This is a genomic window from Pseudomonas sp. Cab53 (assembly GCF_018325965.1).
Taxonomy (GTDB): domain Bacteria; phylum Pseudomonadota; class Gammaproteobacteria; order Pseudomonadales; family Pseudomonadaceae; genus Aquipseudomonas; species Aquipseudomonas chlororaphis_E.
The window spans coordinates 820,415-845,161 of the sequence record NZ_AP021902.1 but is presented as its reverse complement, the minus strand read 5'-3'; the positions used below and the strand labels follow the sequence as shown (position 1 = coordinate 845,161).

21 protein-coding genes and 3 pseudogenes are annotated in these 24,747 nt (G+C 58.1%); 11 read left to right on the top strand and 13 right to left on the bottom strand.

From position 1 onward, the window contains the following. Positions 1–10 precede the first annotated feature (10 nt). The 4 genes from KI241_RS03560 to KI241_RS03545 all read right to left on the bottom strand — a co-directional run bounded on the left by KI241_RS03560 (position 11) and on the right by KI241_RS03545 (position 4,719). Positions 11–811, bottom strand: coding sequence for an AfsA-related hotdog domain-containing protein (locus tag KI241_RS03560; protein ID WP_080922005.1), 801 nt, complete (start codon positions 809–811; stop codon positions 11–13). An 11-nt stretch (positions 812–822) separates the two neighbouring features. Then, complete coding sequence (locus KI241_RS03555) at positions 823–1,551, bottom strand: alpha/beta fold hydrolase (RefSeq protein ID WP_280529457.1); 729 nt, start codon at positions 1,549–1,551, stop codon at positions 823–825. A gap of 397 nt (positions 1,552–1,948) precedes the next feature. Next, complete coding sequence (locus tag KI241_RS03550) at positions 1,949–3,142, bottom strand: MFS transporter (RefSeq protein WP_042728184.1); 1,194 nt, start codon at positions 3,140–3,142, stop codon at positions 1,949–1,951. Between the two features lie 23 nt (positions 3,143–3,165). Then, on the bottom strand, positions 3,166–4,719 hold the full coding sequence (locus tag KI241_RS03545) for an MFS transporter (protein WP_042728183.1): 1,554 nt from the start codon (positions 4,717–4,719) through the stop codon (positions 3,166–3,168). A gap of 144 nt (positions 4,720–4,863) precedes the next feature. Here KI241_RS03545 and KI241_RS03540 point away from each other — a divergent pair, with 144 nt between their 5' ends. The 6 genes from KI241_RS03540 (at position 4,864) to KI241_RS03515 (ending at position 10,656) form a co-directional block, all read left to right on the top strand. Then, the gene (locus KI241_RS03540) at positions 4,864–5,787 is read left to right on the top strand and encodes a LysR family transcriptional regulator (protein WP_047738397.1); all 924 of its coding nucleotides are present in this window, start codon (positions 4,864–4,866) and stop codon (positions 5,785–5,787) included. A 126-nt stretch (positions 5,788–5,913) separates the two neighbouring features. Continuing rightward, positions 5,914–6,429, top strand: coding sequence for a sigma-70 family RNA polymerase sigma factor (locus KI241_RS03535; protein WP_042728200.1), 516 nt, complete (start codon positions 5,914–5,916; stop codon positions 6,427–6,429). Next, the gene (locus KI241_RS03530) at positions 6,416–7,396 is read left to right on the top strand and encodes a DUF4880 domain-containing protein (protein WP_212803382.1); all 981 of its coding nucleotides are present in this window, start codon (positions 6,416–6,418) and stop codon (positions 7,394–7,396) included. Before KI241_RS03535 ends, KI241_RS03530 begins: the two co-directional genes overlap by 14 nt. A gap of 121 nt (positions 7,397–7,517) precedes the next feature. Then, complete coding sequence (locus tag KI241_RS03525) at positions 7,518–9,890, top strand: TonB-dependent siderophore receptor (protein WP_212803381.1); 2,373 nt, start codon at positions 7,518–7,520, stop codon at positions 9,888–9,890. Positions 9,891–10,063: 173 nt separating this feature from the next. Then, complete coding sequence (locus tag KI241_RS03520) at positions 10,064–10,342, top strand: type II toxin-antitoxin system RelE/ParE family toxin (protein ID WP_042728179.1); 279 nt, start codon at positions 10,064–10,066, stop codon at positions 10,340–10,342. Positions 10,343–10,350: 8 nt separating this feature from the next. Next, entirely contained in the window at positions 10,351–10,656 is a 306-nt protein-coding gene (locus KI241_RS03515; protein ID WP_042728178.1) for a HigA family addiction module antitoxin, read from the top strand. Between the two features lie 19 nt (positions 10,657–10,675). On the opposite strand, the gene KI241_RS03510 is transcribed toward KI241_RS03515, so the two are convergent. Then, a complete protein-coding gene (locus KI241_RS03510; RefSeq protein ID WP_212803380.1) occupies positions 10,676–12,157 on the bottom strand; it encodes a leucine-rich repeat domain-containing protein in 1,482 nt (493 codons plus the stop codon). Between the two features lie 220 nt (positions 12,158–12,377). Between KI241_RS03510 and KI241_RS03505 the strand changes: the two genes are divergently transcribed. Beyond that, a complete protein-coding gene (locus tag KI241_RS03505) occupies positions 12,378–12,923 on the top strand; it encodes an RNA 2'-phosphotransferase (protein ID WP_212803379.1) in 546 nt (181 codons plus the stop codon). Between the two features lie 56 nt (positions 12,924–12,979). Here the strand turns inward: KI241_RS03505 and KI241_RS03500 are convergent. After that, positions 12,980–13,322, bottom strand: a pseudogene (locus KI241_RS03500) (DUF6124 family protein). Between the two features lie 572 nt (positions 13,323–13,894). Between KI241_RS03500 and KI241_RS03495 the strand changes: the two are divergent. Then, positions 13,895–14,014, top strand: a pseudogene (locus tag KI241_RS03495) (RNA 2'-phosphotransferase); the annotation flags it as partial. Between the two features lie 135 nt (positions 14,015–14,149). Here the strand turns inward: KI241_RS03495 and KI241_RS03490 are convergent. Both KI241_RS03490 and KI241_RS03485 read right to left on the bottom strand, forming a co-directional pair. Next, positions 14,150–14,422, bottom strand: a complete 273-nt coding sequence (locus KI241_RS03490; RefSeq protein ID WP_042728199.1) for a hypothetical protein — start codon at positions 14,420–14,422, stop codon at positions 14,150–14,152. Continuing rightward, a complete protein-coding gene (locus tag KI241_RS03485; RefSeq protein WP_042728174.1) occupies positions 14,422–16,194 on the bottom strand; it encodes an S-type pyocin domain-containing protein in 1,773 nt (590 codons plus the stop codon). Before KI241_RS03485 ends, KI241_RS03490 begins: the two co-directional genes overlap by 1 nt. 189 nt (positions 16,195–16,383) lie before the next feature. Between KI241_RS03485 and KI241_RS27675 the strand changes: the two are divergent. Continuing rightward, a pseudogene (locus tag KI241_RS27675) lies at positions 16,384–16,506 on the top strand (RNA--NAD 2'-phosphotransferase); the annotation flags it as partial. A 56-nt stretch (positions 16,507–16,562) separates the two neighbouring features. On the opposite strand, the gene KI241_RS03480 reads toward KI241_RS27675, so the two are convergent. The 3 genes from KI241_RS03480 to KI241_RS03470 form a co-directional block, all read right to left on the bottom strand. After that, complete coding sequence (locus KI241_RS03480; protein ID WP_212803378.1) at positions 16,563–16,937, bottom strand: DUF6124 family protein; 375 nt, start codon at positions 16,935–16,937, stop codon at positions 16,563–16,565. A 569-nt stretch (positions 16,938–17,506) separates the two neighbouring features. Continuing rightward, on the bottom strand, positions 17,507–18,355 hold the full coding sequence (locus KI241_RS03475) for a phosphatase PAP2 family protein (protein WP_212803377.1): 849 nt from the start codon (positions 18,353–18,355) through the stop codon (positions 17,507–17,509). A 24-nt stretch (positions 18,356–18,379) separates the two neighbouring features. Beyond that, complete coding sequence (locus KI241_RS03470; protein WP_212803376.1) at positions 18,380–19,051, bottom strand: histidine phosphatase family protein; 672 nt, start codon at positions 19,049–19,051, stop codon at positions 18,380–18,382. 265 nt (positions 19,052–19,316) lie between these two features. On the opposite strand from KI241_RS03470, the gene KI241_RS03465 reads away from it, so the two are divergent. Next, the gene (locus tag KI241_RS03465) at positions 19,317–21,236 is read left to right on the top strand and encodes a methyl-accepting chemotaxis protein (protein WP_212803375.1); all 1,920 of its coding nucleotides are present in this window, start codon (positions 19,317–19,319) and stop codon (positions 21,234–21,236) included. A 54-nt stretch (positions 21,237–21,290) separates the two neighbouring features. Here the strand turns inward: KI241_RS03465 and KI241_RS03460 are convergent, their stop codons facing one another. After that, positions 21,291–21,710, bottom strand: coding sequence for a type II toxin-antitoxin system VapC family toxin (locus KI241_RS03460; RefSeq protein ID WP_212803374.1), 420 nt, complete (start codon positions 21,708–21,710; stop codon positions 21,291–21,293). After that, positions 21,707–21,952 carry a plasmid stabilization protein gene (locus KI241_RS03455; RefSeq protein ID WP_212803373.1) on the bottom strand — a complete coding sequence of 82 codons (246 nt, stop codon included), beginning with the start codon at positions 21,950–21,952 and terminating at the stop codon, positions 21,707–21,709. The genes KI241_RS03460 and KI241_RS03455 overlap by 4 nt, the downstream gene beginning before the upstream one ends. A gap of 235 nt (positions 21,953–22,187) precedes the next feature. Here KI241_RS03455 and KI241_RS03450 point away from each other — a divergent pair, with 235 nt between their 5' ends. Continuing rightward, on the top strand, positions 22,188–24,746 hold the full coding sequence (locus tag KI241_RS03450; RefSeq protein WP_212803372.1) for a Tc toxin subunit A: 2,559 nt from the start codon (positions 22,188–22,190) through the stop codon (positions 24,744–24,746). Position 24,747: the final 1 nt, after the last annotated feature.

Below are 24,747 nucleotides of genomic sequence, written 5' to 3'. Positions count from 1 at the left end.
CAAAAGTGGATCAGGCGAGACGCTTGACGAATTGATGAAGAAGTTGCGCTTCCTTGAGTTGAAAGTAGCGCGAGTCGATCACCGATAATTCAAAGCCAAGCACCACCAGGCACTGGTTTTGTTGTTTGAACTCAAGGCGGCAGCCAAAACGAAAATTCGAGGCGCCCGAGCGGCGCAGCTCCACCGGAATACACAGGATTTCGGTGTGTATCGGCAGCAGAAAGTCCCGATACGTAACGTCCATTTTGTTGGTCACAAAGTTGACTTTGCCTTTGGCCGCCGGGGTTACGTAATAGGCCTCTGCAACGGCGATGGTCATTTGGCGTGCAGCCTCGATGACCATCATTCCAGAAACATGCTGGCCGGTCAGATGATCGCTTAGCTCAGCATTGGCATCATCGATCATTAACGAAGCAGAATAAGTGCCATTACCATTTTCCCAAGGCGCGGAGATGGCAATGTTATGACTCTTCAATTTGTGCGTAGCACTTGAAGAGGCGCGCGGGGGATGCTCCACCGGAAGGATATTCAATGTCGGCGCCAACGCCTCCTTGAATCCGTACAGCGTGTTTAGTTGCTCATCGGTAACACCCTGACCAACATGTAAGGTCAACTTTTCGCTTTCAGCGAGTTGAGCAACCATTTCTTCGGCCGCTGTCACCGATATAAATAGATTGTCGCTGCACTGACTTTTTATCCTATCTCCCACTACGACGTAATGCCTGGGCGGTTCCTGCTGATGTGAACTAAGCGGGGAAAATCCAGAAAACGGGCACGAAGAAACACTGCTTGAGACACTGAGCTCTTCCATTTTTTTCACCTTTATAGGCTTACAGAATCCAGGTATTGGGATGAAACAGGCTGACGTGTCACCGGACTGACAGGCTCGGTAATCACTCGGGTGATGGCAGGCACATGTTGGGTGAGGAAAAAATGGTTCCCCTCAAAGAACTCCAGCCGAATAGAATCTTGACTATGCTCCTTCCAGGCCATCACATCCTGAACCGGTGCAAAGGGATCCTGGCTACCGCCTAAAACCGTCATGGGAAGGCCCAACGGCTCGCCCGGAAGGTGCCGGTATGAGGCTGCCGCCTGGAAATCCTTGATCAAGGAAGGCAGCATGCGGTGCTTGGCTGCCGAATCCTTGAACATGAAATCCGGAATAATTCCAAACTTGGCAACCGTTTTAAGGAATACCTCTTCTGAATCGTCTAGTGTTACCTGTGCGCAGTTAAAGAGGTGCGGCGCACGGCAGGCAGCTACCACTAACTTGATCAAATGCGGGCCAAATTCATGCTGGCGACGAGCAACCTCATACGCAACAATGGCCCCCAGGCTGTAACCAAAAACAATGACCTCGCGCGCCGCCAGGTTGTCGATCAGCGCAATGACTTCATTTGCCATGGCCTCGACAGTACCGGGTGCCTGCGTGACATCTTTTTGATAGCGACGTTTATAAGTGACACCCGTCACCGGCATGTCAGTACCCACGGCACGTCGCAACGCTTCAAACGACAAGCCGCTGCCCCGGCGAACGGTATGAACACACACACTTTTTCAGAGTCGATGAGCATCATCGAAGACTCCTTGTTTGAGAGATCAAAAAAAGCTCAGGAAACTAATGTTCGTCCCCGACTGTTCTGCCAAGTTGGAGTCTGCCTGGTTTTCCGAAAAAACCGTTTACTGCGAGCAATTGTATTTCAGAGTATTTCAAAGCGGTTGAGCGTTTTCGGCTCAACTGTCTGAACTATAAGTTCAATATCCGCGCATATTAAAAAGCCATTACAGGAGATGGCGAACGGACGGGTAAAAACATGACAGGAATTTTAAGGGGAGGGAGGTATCACGAAGAACAGCAGATAGCTGTATTGATGCGAGCACCCATACAACTAATCAGTACAAGGAAGGAATAACAAGTTACGAACGTGGACGACCGGTCACTCAATGGCTATACGACCGAAAGTTGTTTGGAGCGCGGCCTTAGGATCGCCAGCAAGGCGACCATTGCCAATACGGCGCACAATAATCCCAGAGTGGCGCATCCGGTCCATCCGAATCGCAGCCAAAGATACCCACCCAAGGCACTGCCAAATGCCCCACCACAAAAATTGCAGACCATGTACACGGTGTTCAAGCGGCTTCGGCTTTCCGGGCTCAGAGAAAAAATCCGTGTCTGGTTGGCCACCTGCCCCAGCTGCAAGGCAAAGCTGAGCAGGTTGGCGCACGCCAGCAGCACAATGAACAGATTGGCCCAGGCCATCGATAAGACGAAGCTCAGGCAACACAGCGCAATAGAAGCGAGGCTGATAGCGACCGTGCCAAACCGTTCACACAGTTTGCCAGCCGCCGGCGTCAGCAACGTGGCGAGGGCGCCCCACAGACTGAACAGGCCGACCTCCGTGGCATTCATGTTGTGGGGTGGCCCCATTAGCTTGAAAGCGATGACCGACCAGAACGCACTGAAGGCGGCAAACACGGCGGCGCCCAAGGCGCAAGACAGGCGCAGCAACGGTTCATGCCAGAAAAGGTGCAGCATCGAACTCAGGAGTCGGCCATAGGCAACCGGTATTCCGGGCGCATGACGCTGAGGCAGAATCCTCGGCAGAACCAGCGCGCACAGGGCCATGACGCAAGCCGCCACCCAATACACCGAGTGCCAGCCAAGGTGATCGGCCAACCATCCAGCAATGGCCCTGGACAGCAGGATTCCGATGACCAAACCCGTTTGTATCCAGGCAATGACGCGACTGCGTTCGCCGGCAGTGGCCAGACCTGCCAGATAAGGGAGCAGTACCTGCGGAATGCAGGTACCCATGCAGATCAGGAAGCTGACGCCCGCCAGGAACGAAAGTTGGGTGGCTTGGCTGGCCAGCAATAGCATGGCCGCGGTCCACGCGAGCAGCACGCGGCACAGTCGCAAGGGCGCCACCCTGTCGCCCAACGGGACGATCAGCAATATCCCCAGCGCATAGCCCATCTGCGATGCCGTGGCGATCCAACTGGTCTGCCCCGCGTCAATGCTCATCGCACCGGCAAACACCGGCAGCAGTGCTTGGTTAAAGTAAACGTTGGCCACCGACAAGCCGCACAATGCGGCAATGCCCGCCAAAATCAGCGGCGTAAAGTGTGTGTTGGACGACATTACCCATAACTCCAAAGCAGTTTTCAGCTATCCGATGAAAATCGCACGGCATCGGTCGTGGACTCGGTACCGACTTCGCTTTGGCGTCCCAAAAACAGAAAGACCACAGTGGCAGTGAGCAAGGTGAAGATCGCCAGCAGTTGCAGCAAGGTCTTGAAGCCTGCGGTGTAGGCCGAGCGCAGCATCGTCAAGGGGATCTGGCTGGCGCTGGTGCTGGCGTGCTGGAGATCGCCCATGACCAGCCGTTGCGCGATCGTTGAATAATCAGCAACAGGCAGCTTGACCGAGGCATTGAGGCTCAGGTGGTGCGCGACCAGCGCCGTCAGCACGGCGACAGTGATTGCCAGGGCGACGCCTTCGCTGGCCACTCGTGTCGTGTTGAAGATACCGGCGGCCATCCCGGCTCGTTCCTTGGGGATCACGCTGACCGACAAGCCATCCATCAGGCCCCAGGGCAGTCCTGTGCCGATCCCGGTCAGCAACATGGCCGCGAGGATCTGCCCGTGTTCGCCGGCCGGGATCACGCTGAGCCAGTAGAGCCCCACCGCGGCGATCACGAAACCAATGGCGCACAGCACGCCCGCGGACAACCAGCGGGTCAGCGACGCGGCGATCATGGGGATCACCAGCATCGGGGCGGACAGGGCCAACATCATTAACCCCGCTTCAAAGGCACTGGCCCCCTCCACACCGATAAACCGAAACGGCAGCAGTACGATCAAGACGATGTAGCAATAGCAGGTGCCGATCGGCAGGATCTGTACGCCGACAAAACGCGGAAACAGGAACAAGCCCAGTTCCAGCATCGGATGCTTCGCCCGATTTTCAACAATGATGAACAGCAGCAAGAAGACCGCCGCCGCGCCAAACAGGGCCTGGATGACCGGCGAACCCCAGCCCTGCTCCGGCGCCAGGATCACTGCCGTGGTGAAGGCCACCAACAGGCCGGAAAACGTCAGCACGCCGGGCGTATCCAAGCGCTGAGCCTGCGGGTCGCGGCTTTCGCGCATTTTGGGCAGCGCAAAGATCAAGGAAAGAATGGCGAGCAAGGCGGTGCAAAGAAAAATGCTGCGCCAGCCCATGGACTCGATCAGCAAACCCGATACCAACGGGCCGAAGGCCAGGCCAACGCCAAACGTGGTGCCCAGCAGGCTGAACGCACGTGTCCTGGCATGTCCGTCGAACTCTTGGGCCAGGGCCGCCGAACCGCTGGCCAACGCAGCCGCCGCGGCGATGCCTTGTACGCCACGCAAGAGGTCCAGCCAGATCATGTCGGGCACCACCGCCAACAGGATCGACACCAACGCAAACAGCGCGATACCGCACATGAACACCAGCTTACGCCCATAGAGGTCGGCGAGCGTGCCGGCCGCCATCAACAGGCTGCCAAAACTGAGCATGAAGGCGTTGGTGATCCAGGCCAGTTCGGTGGGATGGGCATCGAAGGTCTGACCAATGAACGGCGTGGCCACTGCCCCGCCGGTAAAGCTCATGGGCAATACCAGGGCTGCCAGGCAAATGGCAGCCAGGATGGAATACCGGCCCCGGGTCGGCAGCGGTTCGGTAGCTGAGTTCATGACGTCATTCCCTGCATGTCTTTGAAGTATCCGTGCTGTCCAGGCTAAGGCGCGCGATCGTTTCGTACACTCTAGTTAGGATACAATTGAAGATAAACGGGCTTTTATTCCACTTATAATGAACTAAAAGGATGTAATCGATTCGTGGACAGTCTCAGTGGCGTGACCTCTTTCGTAAAAACCGCCGAGGCGCTGAGTTTTATCAGTGCCGCCAGGGCGTTGGGGATTTCCGCCTCCGCCGTGGGCAAGAACGTGGCCAAACTGGAGGCCTCGTTGAATGTGCGGCTGCTGCACCGCAGCACGCGCAAAGTCAGCCTGACAGCCGAAGGACAGCTGTTCTATGAACGCTGCCGAAAGATCCTCGACGACCTTGAAGACGCCCAGGCGATGCTGTCCCACGCCACGCAGGAGCCCCGCGGAAAGCTGCGCGTGAGCCTGCCCACCATTGGCTATCGCTTTCTGTTGCCGCACATGACGCGGTTCCGCAAGACCTATCCGGACATCGAGCTGGAGCTGGACTTCAACGATCAATTGGTGGATGTGATCGATGAGGGCTTTGACGTGGTGATTCGCAGCGGCGGCCAGGCCGACTCGAAGTTGATGGCGCGAAAGCTGGGGCCTTTCAAGTTTGTCCTGTGCGCGTCACCCGATTACTTGCAACGCAAGGGACGGCCCACCGCGATCAGCGACCTCGAACACCACGAGTGCTTGCGTTATCGATTTGTCACGACGGGCAAAATAATGGACTGGAGCATGTCTGCCGCCCCGGAGTTCGTGCAGTTGCGCCTGCCCACCGCCCTGACGCTGAACAACATGGAGGCCATGTTGATGGCCGTGGTGGATGGGCACGGAATCGCCTTTGTCCCGGACTTCCTGGCGCGCGAAGCCATCGCCCAAGGTCGCCTGGAAACGCTGCTCGATGGTCACAGCGAAGACCAGGGGCAATTCTGGGCACTGTGGCCGTCCAGTCGTCATCTTTCGCCAAAAATCCGCGTATTCGTAGACTTCGCCGCCGAGCACCTGTTTGCCAATCCACCGCTGGAGGGCCCGGGTACAGCGCGCTCGTGAAGCCTTGCCCGCTCCTATCAGCCCGAGAACACCGTGGCGAATGCCAAAAGCCGGCAAATTTGCCCTGGCGTCTGCCGCCTGAATATACTGCGATTCATTATCAATTATGTAGTTTCCGGGATGCTGATGCGCAGCAACGACACACTGGGTGATGCCGATCTAGCGCTGCTCTACCGCAGCCACCATTCGTGGTTGCATGGCTGGCTGAGCCGGCGCATCGGTTGTCGCGAAAGCGCAGCAGACCTGGCGCAGGACACGTTCGTGCGTCTGCTCAAGTCCCGTCAATCCAGCCCTTTGCGCGAACCGCGCGCGTATCTGAGCAGCATCGCCCGCGGGCTGATGATCGATCGGTACCGCCGTCGCGAGCTCGAACGTGCCTACTTTGAAAGCCTCGCGCTGCTGCCTGCCCAAGAGGCTCCCTCTGAAGAAGAACGGCTGCTGATTCTCGACAGCCTCGAGCGGATCGACCGCCTGCTGGATCTGCTCAAGCCGAGGGTGCGCGAGGCGTTTCTGCTCGCCCAGCTCGACGGTTTGACCTGCCTGCAAATCGCCGAAAAATTGGGTGTTTCCCGTTCTACGGTGGAACGCGACCTGGCCAAGGCCCTGCAACACTGCTATCGCTTGCGCTATGCCGACCAGTGAAGCCCGGGGGCTGGACCCTGCCGTGGTCGACCAGGCGATCCACTGGCTGGTGCGCCTGCGCTTCAACCCGGCCGATGAGCAAACCCAACACACCTTCGAGCACTGGCTGGCCCAGCGGCCGGAGCATCGGTTGGCGTGGCAACGTGTCGAAGCGCTTGGCGATGACTTTGCCGGTATCCCGCCTGATCTGGCCCGGCACACCCTCAAGGGCACGCGCTCCGGCCTGCATCGGCGCCAGAGCCTGAAGCTGCTGGGTATGTTGGCCACGGCAGGCGGCGCGGCCTGGCTCGGCCGAGACTACACGCCGCTGCCGGCCCTGCTCGCCCAACAGCACAGCAAAACCGGCGAGCGCAAACGCGTCCAACTCGACGATGGCAGTCTTATCCAGCTCAACAGCGACAGTGCCGTCGACAGCGACTTCACCGCAGAACGGCGTCTGGTGATTCTGCGGCGCGGCGAAATCATCGTGAACACCGGTGCGGATGCCGGCGCGGCGCAACCGCGTCCGTTCTGGCTGCAGACCCGCGACGGGTTCATACGCACCCTCAATGCCCGCTTCCTGGCGCACGAACGTGACGACGGCACCCTCCTCGCGGTGCAGTCGGGCGCCGTCACGGTGTTTCCCGGGGCCAGTCGAAGCCTGGCCAGCGACACCGTCCAAGCCGCCAACCAACGGTTGTTCACCGCCAAGGGCGTGGCTGAGTTCCAGGACAACGGCCTGGACCTATGGAGTTGGAGCGACGGCGTGATCAGCGCCCACCACATGCGCCTCGATGATTTTATCGAGACCTTGTCGCGCTATCGCCCCGGCGTGTTGCGCTGCGCCAAAGAAGTCTCGGGGCTGCGCGTTTCCGGCACCTTCCAACTTGCCGATACCGATCAGGTACTGGCCTTGGTTGCGCAGTCATTGCAGTTGCGCATCGATTATCGAACCCACTATTGGGTGACCTTGAGCGCCGCCAGCTGAGTGACGTTCTCGTTGCGCAACCTTATCAAATAAAAATGAGGTGATTTCTCATTCTCGTTCGGCATGTAAGAAAGGCCGACATACAGCCCGATCTGCCGATCCCCTTTCACGGAGCGAGTAAATGAGTTCGTCCCCGGTTCCACAGCGCCTTCGACTGAATCGCGCCCTGCACGGCGCGGTCTTTGGCGTCATCGTCAGCAGCTACGCGCTACCGTCCCTGGCGCAAACCTCAAGCGTCGAGCAGCCCCACGCCGTTCACCACTGGAACATCCCTGCAGGTCCACTGGCGCCGGCGCTGGATCGCTTTGCGCGTGAAGCCGGCATCAGTCTTTCCTTCGATGCGCCAAGCGTCGCGAACCGCACGACCTCGGGTGTGAGCGGCGCACTCGAGACGCCCGACGCCCTGTCGGCGTTGTTGCAGGGGAGCGAGATAGAGATTCAAAAGCAAGGCCCGAACGCTTACCTGCTGACGCCACAAGCCAAGGTGGACGGCGAACTGGACGACTATCGCCTCGCCCCCATCCTCGTCAACGCCAAGGCCCGGGTCGATGGCAGCGAGGACACCCAGTCGGTGGTCGCCCAGGAACTCTGGGTCGGTGGCAAGGTGGCCACCAGCATTCTCAACACGCCCGCCTCGGTTTCCGTGGTAACCGACAAGGAAATGCAGCAACGCAGCGCCAGCACCACGGAAGAATTGCTGCAGTACACGCCGGGGGTGATCACCGACTATTACGGCACCGACGACCGCAACGATTACTTCCAGATCCGCGGCTTCCAGGCCACCACCTATCGGGATGGCCTGACCCTGGGCTCGATGCGCGGTGTGCGCGAGGAACCGTTCGCCTATGAACGCGTTGAAGTGATACGCGGGGCCAACTCCACGTTGTTCGGCCCCGCCGACCCGGGCGGCTCGGTGAACTTCGTCAGCAAGAAGCCGCGCTTCGAAAAGTTCGACCAGGGCTATGTCACCTACGGCTCTTTCGACCACGCCGAAACCGGCATCGACGTCGGCGACTCGCTGAATGAAGACAAGACCGTGGCCGGTCGCTTCACGGCAAAAATGCAAGACAGTGAGCGCGAGTACGACCACTCCCAGGACGACAACAAGTTTGTGATGGGCGGTCTGACCTGGTCACCCACCGACTTCACCTCGGCCTCGGTGATCGTGGACTACCTGAAAACCCAAAGCTCGCCCAACAGTGGCGGTTACCCGCTGGACAAGGAATACGACCGCAAGAAGTTCTACGGCGAACCCAGCTACAACTTCCACGATGTCGAACGCACCAACCTCAGCGGCACCTTCAGCCATGACTTCGACAATGGTTTCGTCTTGCGCAGCAACCTGCGCTACAGCGAGCTGACCGATGATTTCGGCTATGTGTTCCTCAGCGACTCCACCACGCGCACCGGAACCACCGTGCCTCGCTACATCTTTGGCACGGACAGCGAAGCCGAGCAACTGAACGGCAACTTGATGCTGCAATACGACGCCCGCTTCGAAAACATCGACAGCAGCACCTTGGTGGGCGTGGAGTATGGCGATTCCTCGACCGAGGAACGATCCGTCTATGCCCCAACCGGCTCTATCGACCTGGCCAACCCGGTGTTCACCGGCGTTCCACGCGGTGTAGCGCCCTATAGCAATGACAAGCTCGATACCAAGACCAAGGCCGTGTTCCTGCAGCAGAACCTGTCCTTCTACGAGCGCTTTATCGTCACCGCCGGTGTGCGCAACGACTCGATGGACCTGTCCAGCACCGACATCAACCACGTAAAAGAGTCGGACAACTTCTCCGAGACGTCCTATCGCGGCGCGCTGACCTACATCGTCAACGATGAAGTTTCCACCTACATCAGCATGGTCGAGTCGGTCTCGCCACCAACGGTGGGGGTCATTCCGAAAACCGGCAAACAATACGAAGTGGGGGTGAAATATGCGCCCATCGGCATGGACGCGTTGTTCTCGGCGGCCGTCTACGACCTGACCCAGGAAAATGTCAGCATCGCCGTCGTATTGCCCAGCGGTGTCATCGAACAACAAACCGTGGGTGAATCACGGGTCCGCGGGCTGGACCTGGAAGCCAAGGCCGAGCTGACCCCCAACCTGAGCCTGGTGGGTGGTTATTCCTACATGGAGTCCGAAGTGTTGCGCGGCACGTTGTATGACGGCAGCTCACTCAAGGGCAATGAATTCGCCACGGCGCCAAAACACTCCGCATCGCTGTGGACCTACTACAACGTACCCGACACTGATGTCAGCGTTGGCCTGGGTGCACGCTATGTGGGCGCTTACTACTTCGACGCGGCCAACACCGACACCAGCGATGGCACGACACTGTTCGACGCGGCGTTCAACTACAAACTCTTCAAAGGCACCGACCTGGCGATCAACGTCAGCAACCTGCTGGATGAGCAACACGTGGTCGGCTCAGGGACCGCGAACTACTACAACCCCGGCCGCGAAATCACCGCGAAGCTAAGTTACAACTGGTAAATCTGCTGTTTATGGCGGTGCTCGACTTGATGCGGTCAGTTATCGAACAGGGTTCTATGGGCCCGACCAGCATCAAGGCTTGCTGCCTCACGACAACCGGTATGCGGCAACCCGTTGAGTATCCCTGCAAACGATGTAGACTCGCCTTAACGAATAACGTTAAGCATTAAGCTATGATCCGAAGCTTCAAATGCGCCGACACCCAAGCCCTTTTTGAAACCGGCAAGGCCCGGCGCTGGGCCGCTATCCTTTCAGTTGCGGAACGAAAGCTGGGGATGCTCAACGCAGCGGTCGAACTCAATGACCTCCGCTCCCCACCGGGAAACAGGCTGGAGCCGCTGCAGGGCGACAGACAGGGTCAGCACAGCATTCGGATCAATGGTCAGTACCGAATCTGTTTTGTCTGGGGCATCAATGGCCCCGAACAGGTAGAAATCGTCGATTATCACTGAGGTGAGCCATGTTTAAGAACGGCATGAGGCCTGTACATCCCGGGGAAATTCTCAAAGAAGAATACCTGGAACCACTTGGCCTTTCGGCAGCCGCGCTTGCAAGGGCTTTGCACGTTTCGGCCCCCACGATAAATGACATTGTGTTGAAGCGTCGCAGCATCAGCGCAGATGTTGCCTTGCGCTTGGCAGCCGCGTTGGATACGTCAGCGCAATTTTGGCTGAACCTGCAGATTGCCTATGATTTACGTACAGCCGAGATTGCTAAAGGTGAGCAGATCTACCGGGAAGTGGAGAAGGTTCCTCACTGCGCATAACTAAAAGTACCGCGGCGCATCAAATACCCGGGCCGCTGACGCGGGCCGGCAGCCTGGCCAGGCGATCCCACCCGTCTGCGCTGATCTGCGAGCCATTGCGCAACGACAACCTTTCCAGCGGCAACCCTTCCAGCACCGACACCATGGCCGACGTAAGCTGCGACTCCCCCGGCCCCGCCTCGAGCGTCAGGTCCCGCAACGGCAGCCCGGCCAGATGGGCGACGCCGGCATCGGTCAGCCACGGGCTTTCGTACAAGCCCAGGCGTTGCAACGGCAGGTTACGCAAGCACGCCAGGTCGCTGTCGTGCAGGTCCAGGCCGCTGATTTCCAGTTGCTCCAACGGCAACCCCAATTCGGTGAGCTTGCGCAACACCTTGCCATCCACACCCTGACAGAAACTCAGACTCAAGCGCTTCAGCGGCAGGCCGGCCAGTTGCTTCAGTTCCTTCCAGGTGACCTCGTTCAAAGACAGGTCGAGCGACTCCAGCCCCAACCCTTCAAGATCGCGCAACGTCTGCGCGCTGATCCCCTGCACATCGCAGAGCCCAAGCCGCTTGAGTGGAAAGCCGTGCAGCACATCGAGTCGCTCGATCATTTGCCGTGAGCCCTTGAGGTCCAGGTCGGCGAGCGGCATGCCTTCGAGCCCTTCGAAATCGTCCTCGCAAACATACGCCGCGTGAAGTGACAGTCGCTCGAGGGGCAGATCGCGAATGGCTTGGAGCGCGGCATCGCTCGCGTAGCAATCGTTCAGGCTCAATGACCGCAACGCCGTTAGCGCGCTGAGCCACGCAGGATCTTGCAGGATGGCGCTGCTGGAGCCGATGCTCAATTGTTCCAGTGGTTGCGCGCACACGTGCCGCATACCGGCAGAAGTCAGCGCCCCTGCACAGCCCAAGGTGAGCGAGCGCAACGAGAAAGACGACAACGCGCGAAGGCCGTCATCGGTGATGTCATCGCAGCGGTTCAACGACAACGTCTGCAACGGGCTGCCGGCCAATCGCCGAAGAAAACCGTCGTCGAAGTCCTCACCGTAGGTGTCCAGCTTCAAGTGCCGCAGACGTTCGAGCGACGGGAGGCTGGTGGCGTCATCGCTGCGGGCAAAGCCGCTGATGGCCAGGCTTTCGAGGGCGACACCCGGCAAACGCCCCCAGATGTCCGGCCCGCAACAAAACCTCGGGCCGTTAAGCACCAGTGTCCGCAACGGCAACCCAGCCAGGGCATCGAGCCACTGCGACTCGGCCTCCTCCAGCACCACCTGGTCCACCGGCAGGCCACGCAACTGCGGCAATAAAGGGCCGGGGCGATTGCAATGGGGCGTGACGTTCAACGCGGCAATCACCGCCATCGCAGTCGGGTCACACAACCCGGCCGCCACCCGCACGCCCGCCAGGGAAACCTCGGCGCCATCGAGCAGATCACGATAAAGGGAGGCACGCGCCGCCACGTCATCGGGTGCGCGGGCGAGGTGGGCGGTCAGGGCGTCGCGGTTGGGGGTTGGCACGGGCTGGAGGTCCGAAGTGAGTATTAAGGTGGCAGCCCACGCAGGTTAGCAGAGGCGCAATCCTTTATCGGCGCAATCCTGCACCGAAATGATTTCGTCAGTGAGCGCTCAACGCTGGGAAACCAGCACCGTATCAAGGCCCTGCTGTAAGCTTGCGACGACAAAATCAGGCACGGGCAGCGACTGGCCAATCAAAGCATGACATTGAGGCTCAAGCCGTATGGACACCAAGCGACTCAACGAAACCAGCAAGTTCCTGAGCTATGTTCTCAGGCATGAACCACAAGCGATCGGTTTACAACTGGACGGCGAAGGCTGGGCAGACATTGGATCGTTAATAGCCGGCGCTGCGTGTGACGGCCGATCCCTGGATATCGCCCTGATCCAAGCCGTCGTCGACAGCAGCGATAAAAAACGCTTCAGTCTCTCCGAAGATGGCTTGCGTATTCGCGCCGTACAGGGGCACTCCAACGCCAGCGTCCGCATTCAATACATAGAGAAAGAGCCACCAGCGCTTCTTTATCACGGCACTGCAACACGCTTTCTGGACTCAATCAGAGAAAAAGGCCTGATCGCTGGCTCGCGTCATCATGTGCACCTGTCACAGGACATGCCAACAGCGATCGCGGTTGGACAGCGTTACGGCAAGCCCGTAGTGCTTGAAGTTGAAGCGCTGCGAATGCATCAGCAGGGCTTCAGTTTTTTTCAAGCCGATAACGGGGTCTGGTTGACGGACCACGTGCCGGCCAACTTTCTGTCAATGTGAGTCAAGCAAAGAGGCACAAAAAAGGGTTGATCATCGATCAAACCCTTTTTCAGTTTCTACCTCGGGTCCACCGTATCCAACGCCCGGTTTGCTAAGAGCTGGCCCAGTTCGATCAGCTGTTGCAGCCCCAACGCGAAGTGCCGTCGCGAGCCCTCCAGTTCGAATGCCCAGGTCACCGGCCATGACGTTGGCAGAGGCCAGGGTTTCGCTGAGGTTGGCCAACAGACTCTCCGCATCGACGCCATCGACGATGGTGAAGAGCAGGTCCGGCGAGGGGTTCTCTGCGGGCTGGGCGGCGTTGGCGTTCAGGTAGGAATCGATAACACGTTCGGCATCGGGATCGGCGGCGATGTCCAGGTGCAGCGGTGGGACGGGTGGGTCTGGGATGAGTTTTTCCATGGGTACTCCTAACGTCAGTTGAGGCTGTCACCGTTCGCGACTAAACGAGGTGGGGTGGCGGCTGTACGCAGGTTAGTCGACCGGGACGTTAGGAAACCGGCGCACCCGAAGGTGCCCTGCGCACAGCCACCATAAAAATCAGCGACAACACTGTAGCCTGACTTCAAGGAGACCTTGCGCCTAACGACATACCGAGCGACTAAACCCGACCGCTGAATGGGCAGCGGTGAACAGAGACTAGGCACCGAAATCCGCAGGCGCAAGGGGTTGGAATTTTCTAGGAAATGTCCTGCAAGTCAATGGGAAAGGTGCCTACACAAGACATTTAAAAATCTAGAGCACGAGCCTGCTACCACACTGGTGGGAGCAGGCTCGGGAAAGCGGTGGGTCAGTTTGTGGTGGGGTTGATGTGACGTTGACTGTGCCGCCGTCTTCGCGAGCAAGCCCGCTCCCACAAAAAACGATTGCTCGGCGAGCGGATCAGGAAATCCCCTCTATCCGGGGAACTAAACGAATCAAAAAACCGCCCTTCTCTGCAACCTTAAAAATAAATTTGTCCCCTTTATCCAGCCGTCGTCGACAGCAGCGATAAAAAACGCTTCAACCTCTCCGAAGATGGCTTGCGTATTCGCGCCGTACAGGGGCACTCCAACGCCAGCGTCCGCATTCAATACATAGATAAAGAGCCACCAGGGCTAATGCCGAACAGTTGAGCTTTCTTTGGCCACAACAAATGAAAATCCGAAGCCTGTACAGGCATCGGATTTTATGCCCCTTGATAAGTAGAAATTGGTTATAGCCCCAAAAAATGAAAGAGTTTGAGGGGATCAATCAAAATTATATTTCCCCTCTAGCATGAATGCAGGTTCTCTCCAGTTCTTTCCTCGGATAATTCCGGGACCACCGTATTCAATGAAATCTGCATCACGCATTTTTTTAACTAGATTCAATAGCCCCATGTTGTCCGAAACGTGCGCCCAATTGGCGCGATTATAAAGGCGATCAAGTCGAGGAAAGGAAATTCCTGATTCATTCTTGGTGAGGAACAGGATTACCTCTTCAGGCTTTTCATTCAAGACAATGATTTCGATGACGCTCATCATTTTGCTCCTCCTAACTTCCTATACTCTCTATTGCTTTGTTCTTGATCTGCCTCTAGGGCTTCAGGGGTGTAGAGTAATTCGGGGTTGTCTTTTAGCTTATAGTCTTCCAGTGATGCTGCGTGAGTATTATTCCAAATAGCGCCATCATCTTGTGGGCTGACTCCGTCGGCGACCCCCAATGCCCTAAAACGTTCAAGCTCTCTCAGTTCATGAGTGTAGAAGCGTTTGTCGATAGACGTAATGATCAATTCACCTAGCAAAATTTTTTCCAATCGGCCAACCATGATGTTATTGGCATCTGAAGGGTCGAGGCGCCCCAGATGTGATTTGACCAGATCAATACCCGATTGGGTCACCGTAGCATTTTTCCAGTCTAGATCAAGAATCGGACCTCCAGCCTTCGCTGGGTTGAAAAGTCGACCGCTGTATTTTCCTCTTGTGGTGGCACCTTCATAAGGACTGTTGAAAACCATGTAAATCGGCGGCAGGCCGCTGTCGATTGGAAAGCAGTAAATACAGTCCCTGAAGTCGGGTGGCCCGATAGCTGGTAATGGTACGGGTTGCACATGTAGCGGCAACAGCTCAACCCCAGTGTATCTCGGTACGTCCACTGGTCTGGCAGGTGAGGTAGTCGAACCGTTTTCCCAGTGAATAATGGGAAAGCTGAGGGTAATGGGCGGTGTGTCGAAGGAGGTGAAACTGTAGCTATTGGTCTTTTGGTCAAACTCCAGCGCCCGAACTGGCACCGCTGACGAAATGCTCCCGCCCGTCGGTGTTGCAACGAGTGTGTATTGGTTGACGTCACCATAAATCCGATAGGGAAGATCAATGGTTCCTGCTGCTGCGGCAATTTCATTCAGGTTGGCCGGGGCGTCTGGCAAGACTGTGCTACCCGATAATTTAAGAACCGTTTGAGGGAAACGCTCGCCGTTACCAAGAGCAGGTGAATAGAATAACGCACCAATACCAATCGCCGTAGCACGACTGAGAAGTACTTCTCCCAGCCCTGTTAATAACAGAATGCTTTTGCGAAGCGCCGCCTCGAAATTCCAGCCGTCTCCGCTTCGGAGAGTGGCAGTTCCCGCCACGGTTACCAGATGTGCAGATTGACTGAGGGGTAAATTGAAGCGGTAGGCAGTTTCACCTCTTGTTAAGGCGGAATGGATCGCAGCATCCACAGCCAGAGTTAGGCCCTCTAATATCGAAATCCCGTTGATAAGGATTTTTTTGAAATGAGATGCTGTTAGGGAACTTAAAAAACCTTCGTAATAGTACAAGCGCTCCTGTTTGTTTTCGGCTGTTTCCACATATGTCGCGAATAGCCCTGCGCTTTCCGTGCTGTCCAATGACAATGCATCTACGCCAAAGACTCTATCAGCTTCATACCAGCATGTGCTCATTCCGATTCGTTGTAGAAGCTCGACAGCGATCGCTTTCTTTTTTAAGTTACCTTCCAATGCACTGAGGGTGTCGATACCCAAGTCTGAGCTGATAATATTCTCAATTTCATTGCGCACTCCCTCTGTGTTATCTGGAAAAAGGCTTTCTATCTGGGCTTGTACCGAATGGGCTATGGCCATCAACTTTGAAAATGCATCGCGTTCTTTGATGATGGTCTCAAGGTTGTAAGGCAGCGTCACTGACGGAAGAACGCCATTCCAGCTTAGGGCATCTTTAAAATTTGACGGAAATCCGACATTTTTTCCGTGAGCATTGCTCATGGTGTTCGATGTTTTCAAAGGGGGAAGAAGAGCGGTCGATTCTTGCATGCGGCATCCTTGCACCAATGCGATTGTTTTGAGTGCCCCCCCAGTTATGTCGCAGCAGTGCGTTGTTATCAATCGTTAATTTTTTACGATATATATCACTTGAGAGTGGTTAAGCTTGGTTCAAGCTAATACTTATGAAATACCCTACAACAATAAATCCCATCTCTGACCGGAGTTCTGATCGCATCAGGCAAGCCTGTAGTGCTTGAAGTTGAAGCGCTGCGAATGCATCAGCAGGGCTTCAGTTTTTTTCAAGCCGATAACGGGGTCTGGTTGACGGACCATGTGCCGGCCAACTTTCTGTCAATGTGAGTCAAGCAAAGAGGCACAAAAAAGGGTTTGATCATCGATCAAACCCTTTTCAGTTTCTACCTCGGGTCCACCGTATCCAACGCCCGGTTTGCCAAGAGCTGGCCCAGTTCGATCAGCTGTTGCAGCCCCAACGCAAAGTGCCGTCGCGAGCCCTCCAGTTCGAATGCCAGGTCACCGGCCATGACGTTGGCAGAGGCCAAGGTTTCGCTGAGGTTGGCCAACAGACTCTCCGCATCGACGCCATCGACGATGGTGAAGAGCAGGTCCGGCGAGGGGTTCTCTGCGGGCTGGGCGGCGTTGGCGTTCAGGTAGGAATCGATGACACGTTCGGCGTTGGGATCGGCGGCGATGTCCAGGTGCAGCGGTGGGACGGGCGGGTCTGGGATGAGTTTTTTTCCATGGGTACTCCTAACGTATGTCGGAGCCGCCACGTTCGCTGCTAAACGATTGGGTGGCAGCCATGCGCAGGTTAGCAGACCGGCACGTTAGGAAACCGGCGCACCCGAAGATGCCCTGCGCACAGCCGCCATAAGTTCGGACGATCAAGATGCCCGCGTTCATGGTGATTGCCATGCGCCTAACGTGATTTCCGAGCTGCTAAACCCGACCGCTGAATGGGCAGCGGCGAACAGAGACTAGGCACCGAAATCCGCAGGCGCAAGGGGTTGGAATTTTCTAGGAAATGTCCTGCAAGTCAATGGGAAAGGTGCCTACACAAGGCATTTCAAAATTTAGAGCACGAGCCTGCACCCACACTGGTGGGAGCAGGCTCGCGAAAGCGGTGGGTCAGTTTGTGGTGGTGTTGACTGTGCCGCCGTCTTCGCGAGCAAGCCCGCTCCCACAAAAAAGCGATTGTTCGGCCAGCGGATCAGGAAATCCCCTTTACCCGTATAAACTTTTCTTCACCCCATGCGCCTGCCTGATTCGGTACAGTCCCCTCGCTCATTCAAGAAACTAAGGTTTTAGCCCGCTCTCCCGCGGGCTTTTTTTTGCCTGCCCTTCAGGCCGAAGGATGAGCCCCGTCCAGGTTCGGCAAGACACGGGTCGCCATCGGCTGGGGTTTGTTCAGCACAGGTTGCTCCAGGACCCGGCGGCCGTAGAACACCAGCGCCATCAGCCAGCAGCTCAACCAGACGAAAATCCCCGCCCAGAAGGTGTGCGACATGTAGTGCCAGCCCTGCAGGACGCGTGTGGTGCCGTAGACGAACCCCAGGGTCAGTGCGCCGTACATCAACGCTTTGGAATGACGCCAGCGATAACGACGGGCGACAAAGTACAGCGCGAGCATGGTAAAGCCGCCGGAGGCATGGCCGCCGGGCCAGCAGCGGCCGTCACCGGCGACCTTCAGCAGGTCGAAATTCTGATACCACTCCTTGTGCTCGATTTTGCCGGCGTACTGGGTGGTTTCCACCGGGCAGTACACGCTGGTGTGTCCCTTGAGGTAATGAATGACCCCCGTGCTGAGGGAGAAAGCGAAGACCACATACAGGAAATCACGACGGTGCCTGTAGGCAAAACGCAGTGGCTTGCTCAGCCTGGCCTTGTCCAGCACGCGCAGCAACCCAGGGCGATTCTGCGGCTTGAGCAGCGGCCAGATGAACGACAGCAGCGCACCGATGATCGCCGCCTCGCCGGTCCAGTTCGGGATGATCCTGGCCCACTTGTGGGTGATCTGCTCGAACAGCCGTACATGTTCCAAAGGGAACACCTGGTGCACCGGGTCGTAGAAAAAATCGCTGATGGCGATGTCGATGCGGGTCATGTCGAACAGCAGGAACACCACAACGGCGCAAACCAGGGGAATTCCAAGATTGAGCCCGTAGAAACGGGAGCGAGCAGACGTCAGCATGGGCAGTCCTGATCGTGGGAAAGGTTACTGAAAGGTCACCGAGCGCCAGTCAGACGCTTCGATAAAGCCGAGCAGCCGGGGCGCTTGGGGTTGGGCGGTGGAAACGAACAGCGACGCGCCATAGCCAAACGTCGAGGTCGGTTGCTTGAGCGCGGTTTCCATGGCCTGCATGCATTCGCTGTGGGTCACCAGGATCAGGTTGCGCCCGGGCACCTTGTGGGCCAGGGCGTTGCGCAGCAGGTCGTGCCGGCAATTGACCAGCCAATCGTCGCCGGCGCTGACCTTGTTGAACATGTACCCCGCCGTCTGGGCGGTGCGGGTCAACGGGCTGTTGTAGAGGTCGGTGTGGTCCAGGCCCAATTGCTCGAACTGCGCTCCCAGGCCCACCGCCACGGCACGGGCGCGATCAGTGATGCCTTCGCGATCGTTCAGGCACGCCGCCTTGGAGTGGTCGCAGCGCTCCACGTGGCGTACCAGCACGATCATTTCCCCCTTCGCCCAGCCGTCAGCCAGCGCCCGCGCACCGGCGATGTTGCCATGGGCCAGGTCCGGCAGCGTCGCCGGGCCCAGCAGCCAGAGGCTCAGCGCACTCACCAGCAGCGCCGAAGCCAGGACGACCGCGGTGTTTCGGTAACGGGCAAACCGGCTCGTGTCAATCGAGCGTGTCTGGCCGAAAAGACTCAGTCTCAGTTCCACATCAAGCCGCCCCGACGGCATCCACCCAAACATTCGATGGCGCGACAGTAGAGCGGCTCACGTAGGCAAGCGGTGAAACCGATGTGAAAAAAAGCTTGGCGTAGATCCCGATCTTTCAACGAAAGCCGAAGCCCCGGAAAAAAATCTTTCAGATCCAGAGGCGGCGGCCGATACAAGCCTGCTACACATTTCTGCTGGTGCTTAACAACAACAACTCTTCCAGCCAACCGACGACAAGCAGCACAACGTTTCCTGGAGGAATTGGATGAACAGCTGGTTTGGCAACATTAGCGTCAACATGAAGCTGGGCCTGGGCTTCGGCCTGGTCCTGGTCCTGACTTGCATCCTGGCCCTGACCGGCTGGACCAGCCTGGGCGGGCTGATCGATCGCAGCAACTGGATGAGCGACATCACCCAGCTCAATGCCGGCCTGACCAAGTTGCGGGTCGCGCGCCTGCAATACATGTTGACCAACGGCGACGAAACCGCCGCACAAAATGTGCAGACCACCCTCGATGGTTTCGTGGCGCAACAGAACGCGCTGCTCAATAGCTTCAAGAGCCCTGAAAACGTCAGGCTGCTCAAGGAGCAGAGCGCGACCATCAGCGCCTACCAGGTTTCCCTGAACAAAATGCGCAGTGCCTATCGCACGGGCAACACCGCCCGCGATGCCATGGGCGCAAACGCCGAGACCGCCTACAAGCTGATCGAGGCGATCAACACCGACGTGCAGCAAATGGCCCTGAGCGACCAGCGCTTCGAGCAGTTCCAGGCGATCACCCGCGCCAAGCAGGAATTCATGCTGGCCCGCTATGAAGTGCGCGGCTATACCGCCAACAGCAACGCCGATACCGAACGCAAGGCCGTCGCTCAACTGGACGCCGCCATCGCTTCGCTCAAGCCGCTGGATGAACATTTCGCCAGCACCCGCCAAGCCGAAATGCGCCAGTTGGAGAACGCCCTGGTCCAGTACCGCAGCGCGTTGCAGGCCTTCAAGGTCGCCACCGCCGATACAGTGCAGGCACGCAAGGAAATGACCGACCAGGGCACGGCCATCGTGAACCTGAGCGAGCAGCTGTACCAGATCCAGCTTGACCGTCGCGACGCCGAAAGCGCCCAGGCGCGTACCCTGCAATTGGTCAGCACATTGCTGGCGTTGCTGGTGGGCATCATTGCCGCCGTGGTCATCACGCGCCAGATCACCGGGCCGTTGCGCGAAACCCTGGCCGTGGTCGAACGCATCGCCAGTGGCGATTTGTCCCACACGGTCACCGTCACCCGCCGCGACGAACTCGGCGTGCTGCAACAAGGCATCGCTCGCATGGGCGTGACCCTGCGCGACCTGATCAGCGGCATCCGCGATGGCGTGACCCAGATCGCCAGCGCCGCCGAAGAGCTGTCCGCCGTCACCGAGCAGACCAGTGCCGGCGTCAACAGCCAGAAAGTCGAGACCGACCAGGTGGCGACCGCCATGCACGAGATGACCGCCACCGTGCAGGAAGTTGCGCGTAACGCCGAGGAAGCGTCTCAAGCCGCCGCCGCAGCCGACGGCGAAGCCCGTGCCGGCGACCAGGTGGTCAGCGAAGCCATCGCCCAGATCGAGCGCCTGGCCAGCGAAGTGGTGCGCTCCACCGACGCCATGACCGTGCTGCAACAGGAAAGCGACAAGATCGGCAGCGTCATGGACGTGATCAAGGCCGTGGCCGAGCAGACTAACCTGCTGGCCCTCAACGCCGCGATCGAAGCGGCACGTGCTGGTGAAGCCGGTCGCGGCTTTGCCGTGGTGGCCGACGAAGTCCGTGGCCTGGCCCAGCGCACGCAGAAATCCACCGAGGAAATCGAAGGCCTGGTGGCCGGCCTGCAGAACGGCACGCAACAAGTGGCCGCGGTGATGAACAACAGCCGCAGCCTCACCGACAGCAGCGTGGCCCTGACCCGCAAGGCCGGCGCCTCACTGGAAAACATCACCCGCACGGTGTCGAACATCCAGTCGATGAACCAGCAGATTGCCGCCGCGGCCGAGCAGCAAAGCGCCGTGGCCGAAGAGATCAGCCGCAGCATCATCAACGTGCGCGACGTCTCCGAACAGACTGCCGCCGCCAGCGAAGAAACCGCCGCCTCCAGTGTCGAGCTGGCGCGGCTGGGCAATCAGTTGCAGCTGATGGTCAGCCACTTCCGCGTTTGATCAGGCACAACGCCCGGGTCCGGTGGGACACGGGCGTTTTGCGCCAGGCATCCTTCAGGCGTTCCAGGGGTTGATCACCTCAACGCCTGGGAACTCAAAGTCTCTGATATTGCGGGTTGCAATCCACGCCCCGTGAGTCCGGCAAATAGCGGCGATTTGAGCATCAGCCAAGCTTGGCGCCCTCCCCTTGGCCTCGCATGACGCAACGAGGGTCGCATACTCAACGGCAGCATGGGCATCAAAAGGCAGGATCCTGCCGGCAAAATCCTCTTCGAACATTGCCATTGCATGGGCTTCAAGCTTTTGCTTGCGCTTGCCAAAGGGTAGCCGGGCGACACCATGAAGAATTTCCGCCACGGTAACAGCGCAAATGGCCAGATCCATTGCCGGCTGCGAATCAATCCAGGCCAAGACATTGGGGTTTGGCTCTGCACGCATAAACTCTGAAATAACATTGGTATCGAGCACTATCATTCGAAAAGATCCGCCGCAGTGGCCTTTTCGTCGCGCGAGGGTAGATCCAGATCAACATCGCCCAGAGCACTGAATCTTTTTCGGATACGACTTCCCAATCCACCTTCCGCACTCACTTTTGCCAATGCACGCCCTAAAATCAGCCGAGCCTCCTCTTCCATGGAATGGCCGTTATGGGCTGCCGCGATACGCAATTGTTCCTTTATCTGATCGTCCAGGTTTCGAATAGTGATGCTGGCCATAGCGCTCCATGCAATCAATGAAATCATTGATTTCAGCCTAGTTTAAGAATAGCCAATTTGTCCAGCCACCCTCCATTCACCAGCCCCTCTCCTGGATTCCCGGTTAACCAAAACCCTCCCCACGCATCGCCCTTTCGTACAAATCCCCCACTCTCGTCCTACCGCCTTTTTTTTACCGCTGCTGTACGGTTTCCCCTGGACAAGCACCTTTGTGCGAACAGGAGATGAACCCTACATGGACGCAAGCAATGACTCGCTGCTGCACAGGCTCGTCGCCTTTGCCGACGACAACGACAGCAACACCGCAAAGGCTCGTTTTGCAACCGCCCTGCAGCGGATGGGGCTGGCGTCGGTTTTCGATATCGTGCGCATGGGCAAGGCACCGTTCGCCCTTGAGCTGGCCAAGTACAGCGACGCGGATGCCGGGCTGGCCTATGACCGTGCAGCGAATTACGCCGGGCAAATCGCTCGCCGGTACCAGGCGCATCGTGTGTCGGCCGGGAAGGATGCCCCGGGGCGCGTGCGGCGCAGCCTGGGATCGGACTCGACGCCCGCGTCCGCCGGCTACCAGGCCCTCTTCGAGGAAAACTGGGATCAGTTCTGCAACGAAGGCGATATCGCGGCAATCGACTCGCCCGTGGCGTATCTACGTGCCCTGTATCTGTTTGCCAGGCAACTGGAGCAGCTCCCGGCGTCCGCCTCATCCGCCAGGATCACCCTGGAAGAACGCCGCCCGGACCTCAAGCAACTGATGCTCGATCGGCAGAGCGCCTTCGCCACGCGTCCGATGCTTGACCTCATCAATGACACCCTGCGCAGCAACATCGAGGCTTACCTGAAAGAGGAAGGCAAGGACAGGGCAATCCCGCAGGCGCTGAGCAGCGAGCGCTATCCCTTTTCGCTGCCCTACAACCTGTACCATCATCAGTGTCTGCTCGGGCTGGGGGCCGGCAAGCCCGCGCTGGGCGAGCTGAACTATCGGGCCAGCCTGCAATTGCCGTTTTCACGAGGCAACTCAACCTACGGCAGCGTAACGACGTCCCCTCTCGACGCGCAAATACTGCTGTCCGGTCTCAGTCCGGAACAACAGAGCCTGCTGCTCGCGCCCATTGTGTCGATCTCCAAGCCAGATCCACTGAAGAAGAACTACGGAACCCGAAACATAACGAACCTGGGTCAGCTGGAGTTTTTCAAGGAGCGCACCGGGCTGACGACGGAGCAGGTGGAGCAACTGTTGGCGCAAGGCAGCTACACCCCTCGGTCCTCAATCAATAGCCCAGACGCCAGACAGAGCGGCTATGGCGCCAGCTACATCAAAGGGCCGGAACAGACTTCCGTCCTGAGTATTGCCACCCAAGGGGAGACGCAGGTTTTCACCCATCACTCCCATGAGCGTTTCGACCGTGCGCAGCGAATGATCCGCCTGCATCGCTGGACCGGCATCCCCGTTGCCGAACTGGATACGCTGATCGTCAATGCCCAGCGCTCCGAAGGGACTGACACACTCAACGCCAACACGTTGCGCACACTGGGCGTCTACCGCTACCTGAATCAACGCCATGGCATTGCCCCTGAAGAGTTTGCCTCTTTGCTGCACGACATGCCGGTGGATGCTTGCGGCGACCGCATGCCATTGTTCGATCAAGTGTTCAATCGCACCCGACTGCTTGAAAGCCCCGTGTGGGAACTCCCCCAGAGCCCTCTGACCGCCGGCCGGCAAACCCTCAGCTATCTGAGCGCAGGTCTCGGACTCCCCATGACCCAGGATGCACTGCTACTGCTTGTGCGGCAGAGCGAGAAGTACCTGGGCTCGCCAAAACACGACTTGCCGACGGTCTCTTCACTCTACCGCCAGGCCCGTATCGCCCGGATGCTGGGCCTGTCTCCTCTTGAATGCACCGAGCTGGCCCGGTTGTTGGGAGGAGACGACTTCTGCAAGGCACTGGTAACCGGGCGATTGCACACCTCGCAATCCAAAGAGGCGGACATTCTCGACGTGTTGATGGCGCTGGAATGGGCTGTGGACTGGCTCAGGCAAAACCAGCTTGATGTACTGCAGTGGTGCCGTCTGTTCGATGAACCAGGAACGAGCTTGCCGCTGAATCAGAAGTTGGAGGAACGACTGGCGAGACTGCGAGCGGACAACAACGCCAACCAGGCTCCTCAGCGTCTGATTGAAACACTGCTGCATGACATTGCGGACCTTCCGGCCGAATACGTCCTTTGCGCGACGCAAATGGCCGGTACCGACGCAAAGGCGATCGTCACGGCTATCAACACGACCCCGGGCATGATGCCGCCTGTGCTGGCAACAGTACTTCGCATCGCCGAGGCCTTCCAGCGCCTGCACCTGGACAGCAGCACGCTGAAAACCCTGATGGATAATCCGACATGGCTGGCCTCGAAGACCTCCGTAACCCTCACACCCCACACGCTGTATCTGCTCGAACGCTTCAGCCATTGCGCCCGCCATCAGGCGCAGTCGCAAGAGAACCTGCTGCACTACCTGCAAGTGGCCAATCAGGATGGGCACTCCTCGGAAAAAGAGACCAACAACCTGCTGGCCAACCTTTTGAACTGGAGCACTGAGCAAGTGAGTCGTCTGACGGCGCAGTTGGAGCCAGGACAGGCCACCTCAATGGAAGCGGTGGATTGGATCATGCGCTGCCAAGCGTGCTGCGTCAGCACAGGACTGTCGGCAGACCTGTTGCTCCAGGCAACCTCGCTGAAAACCCAAAGTCCTGCATCGGACTGGAAAACCGTCGGCGCAGCACTGATCGCGGCCTGCCATTGAC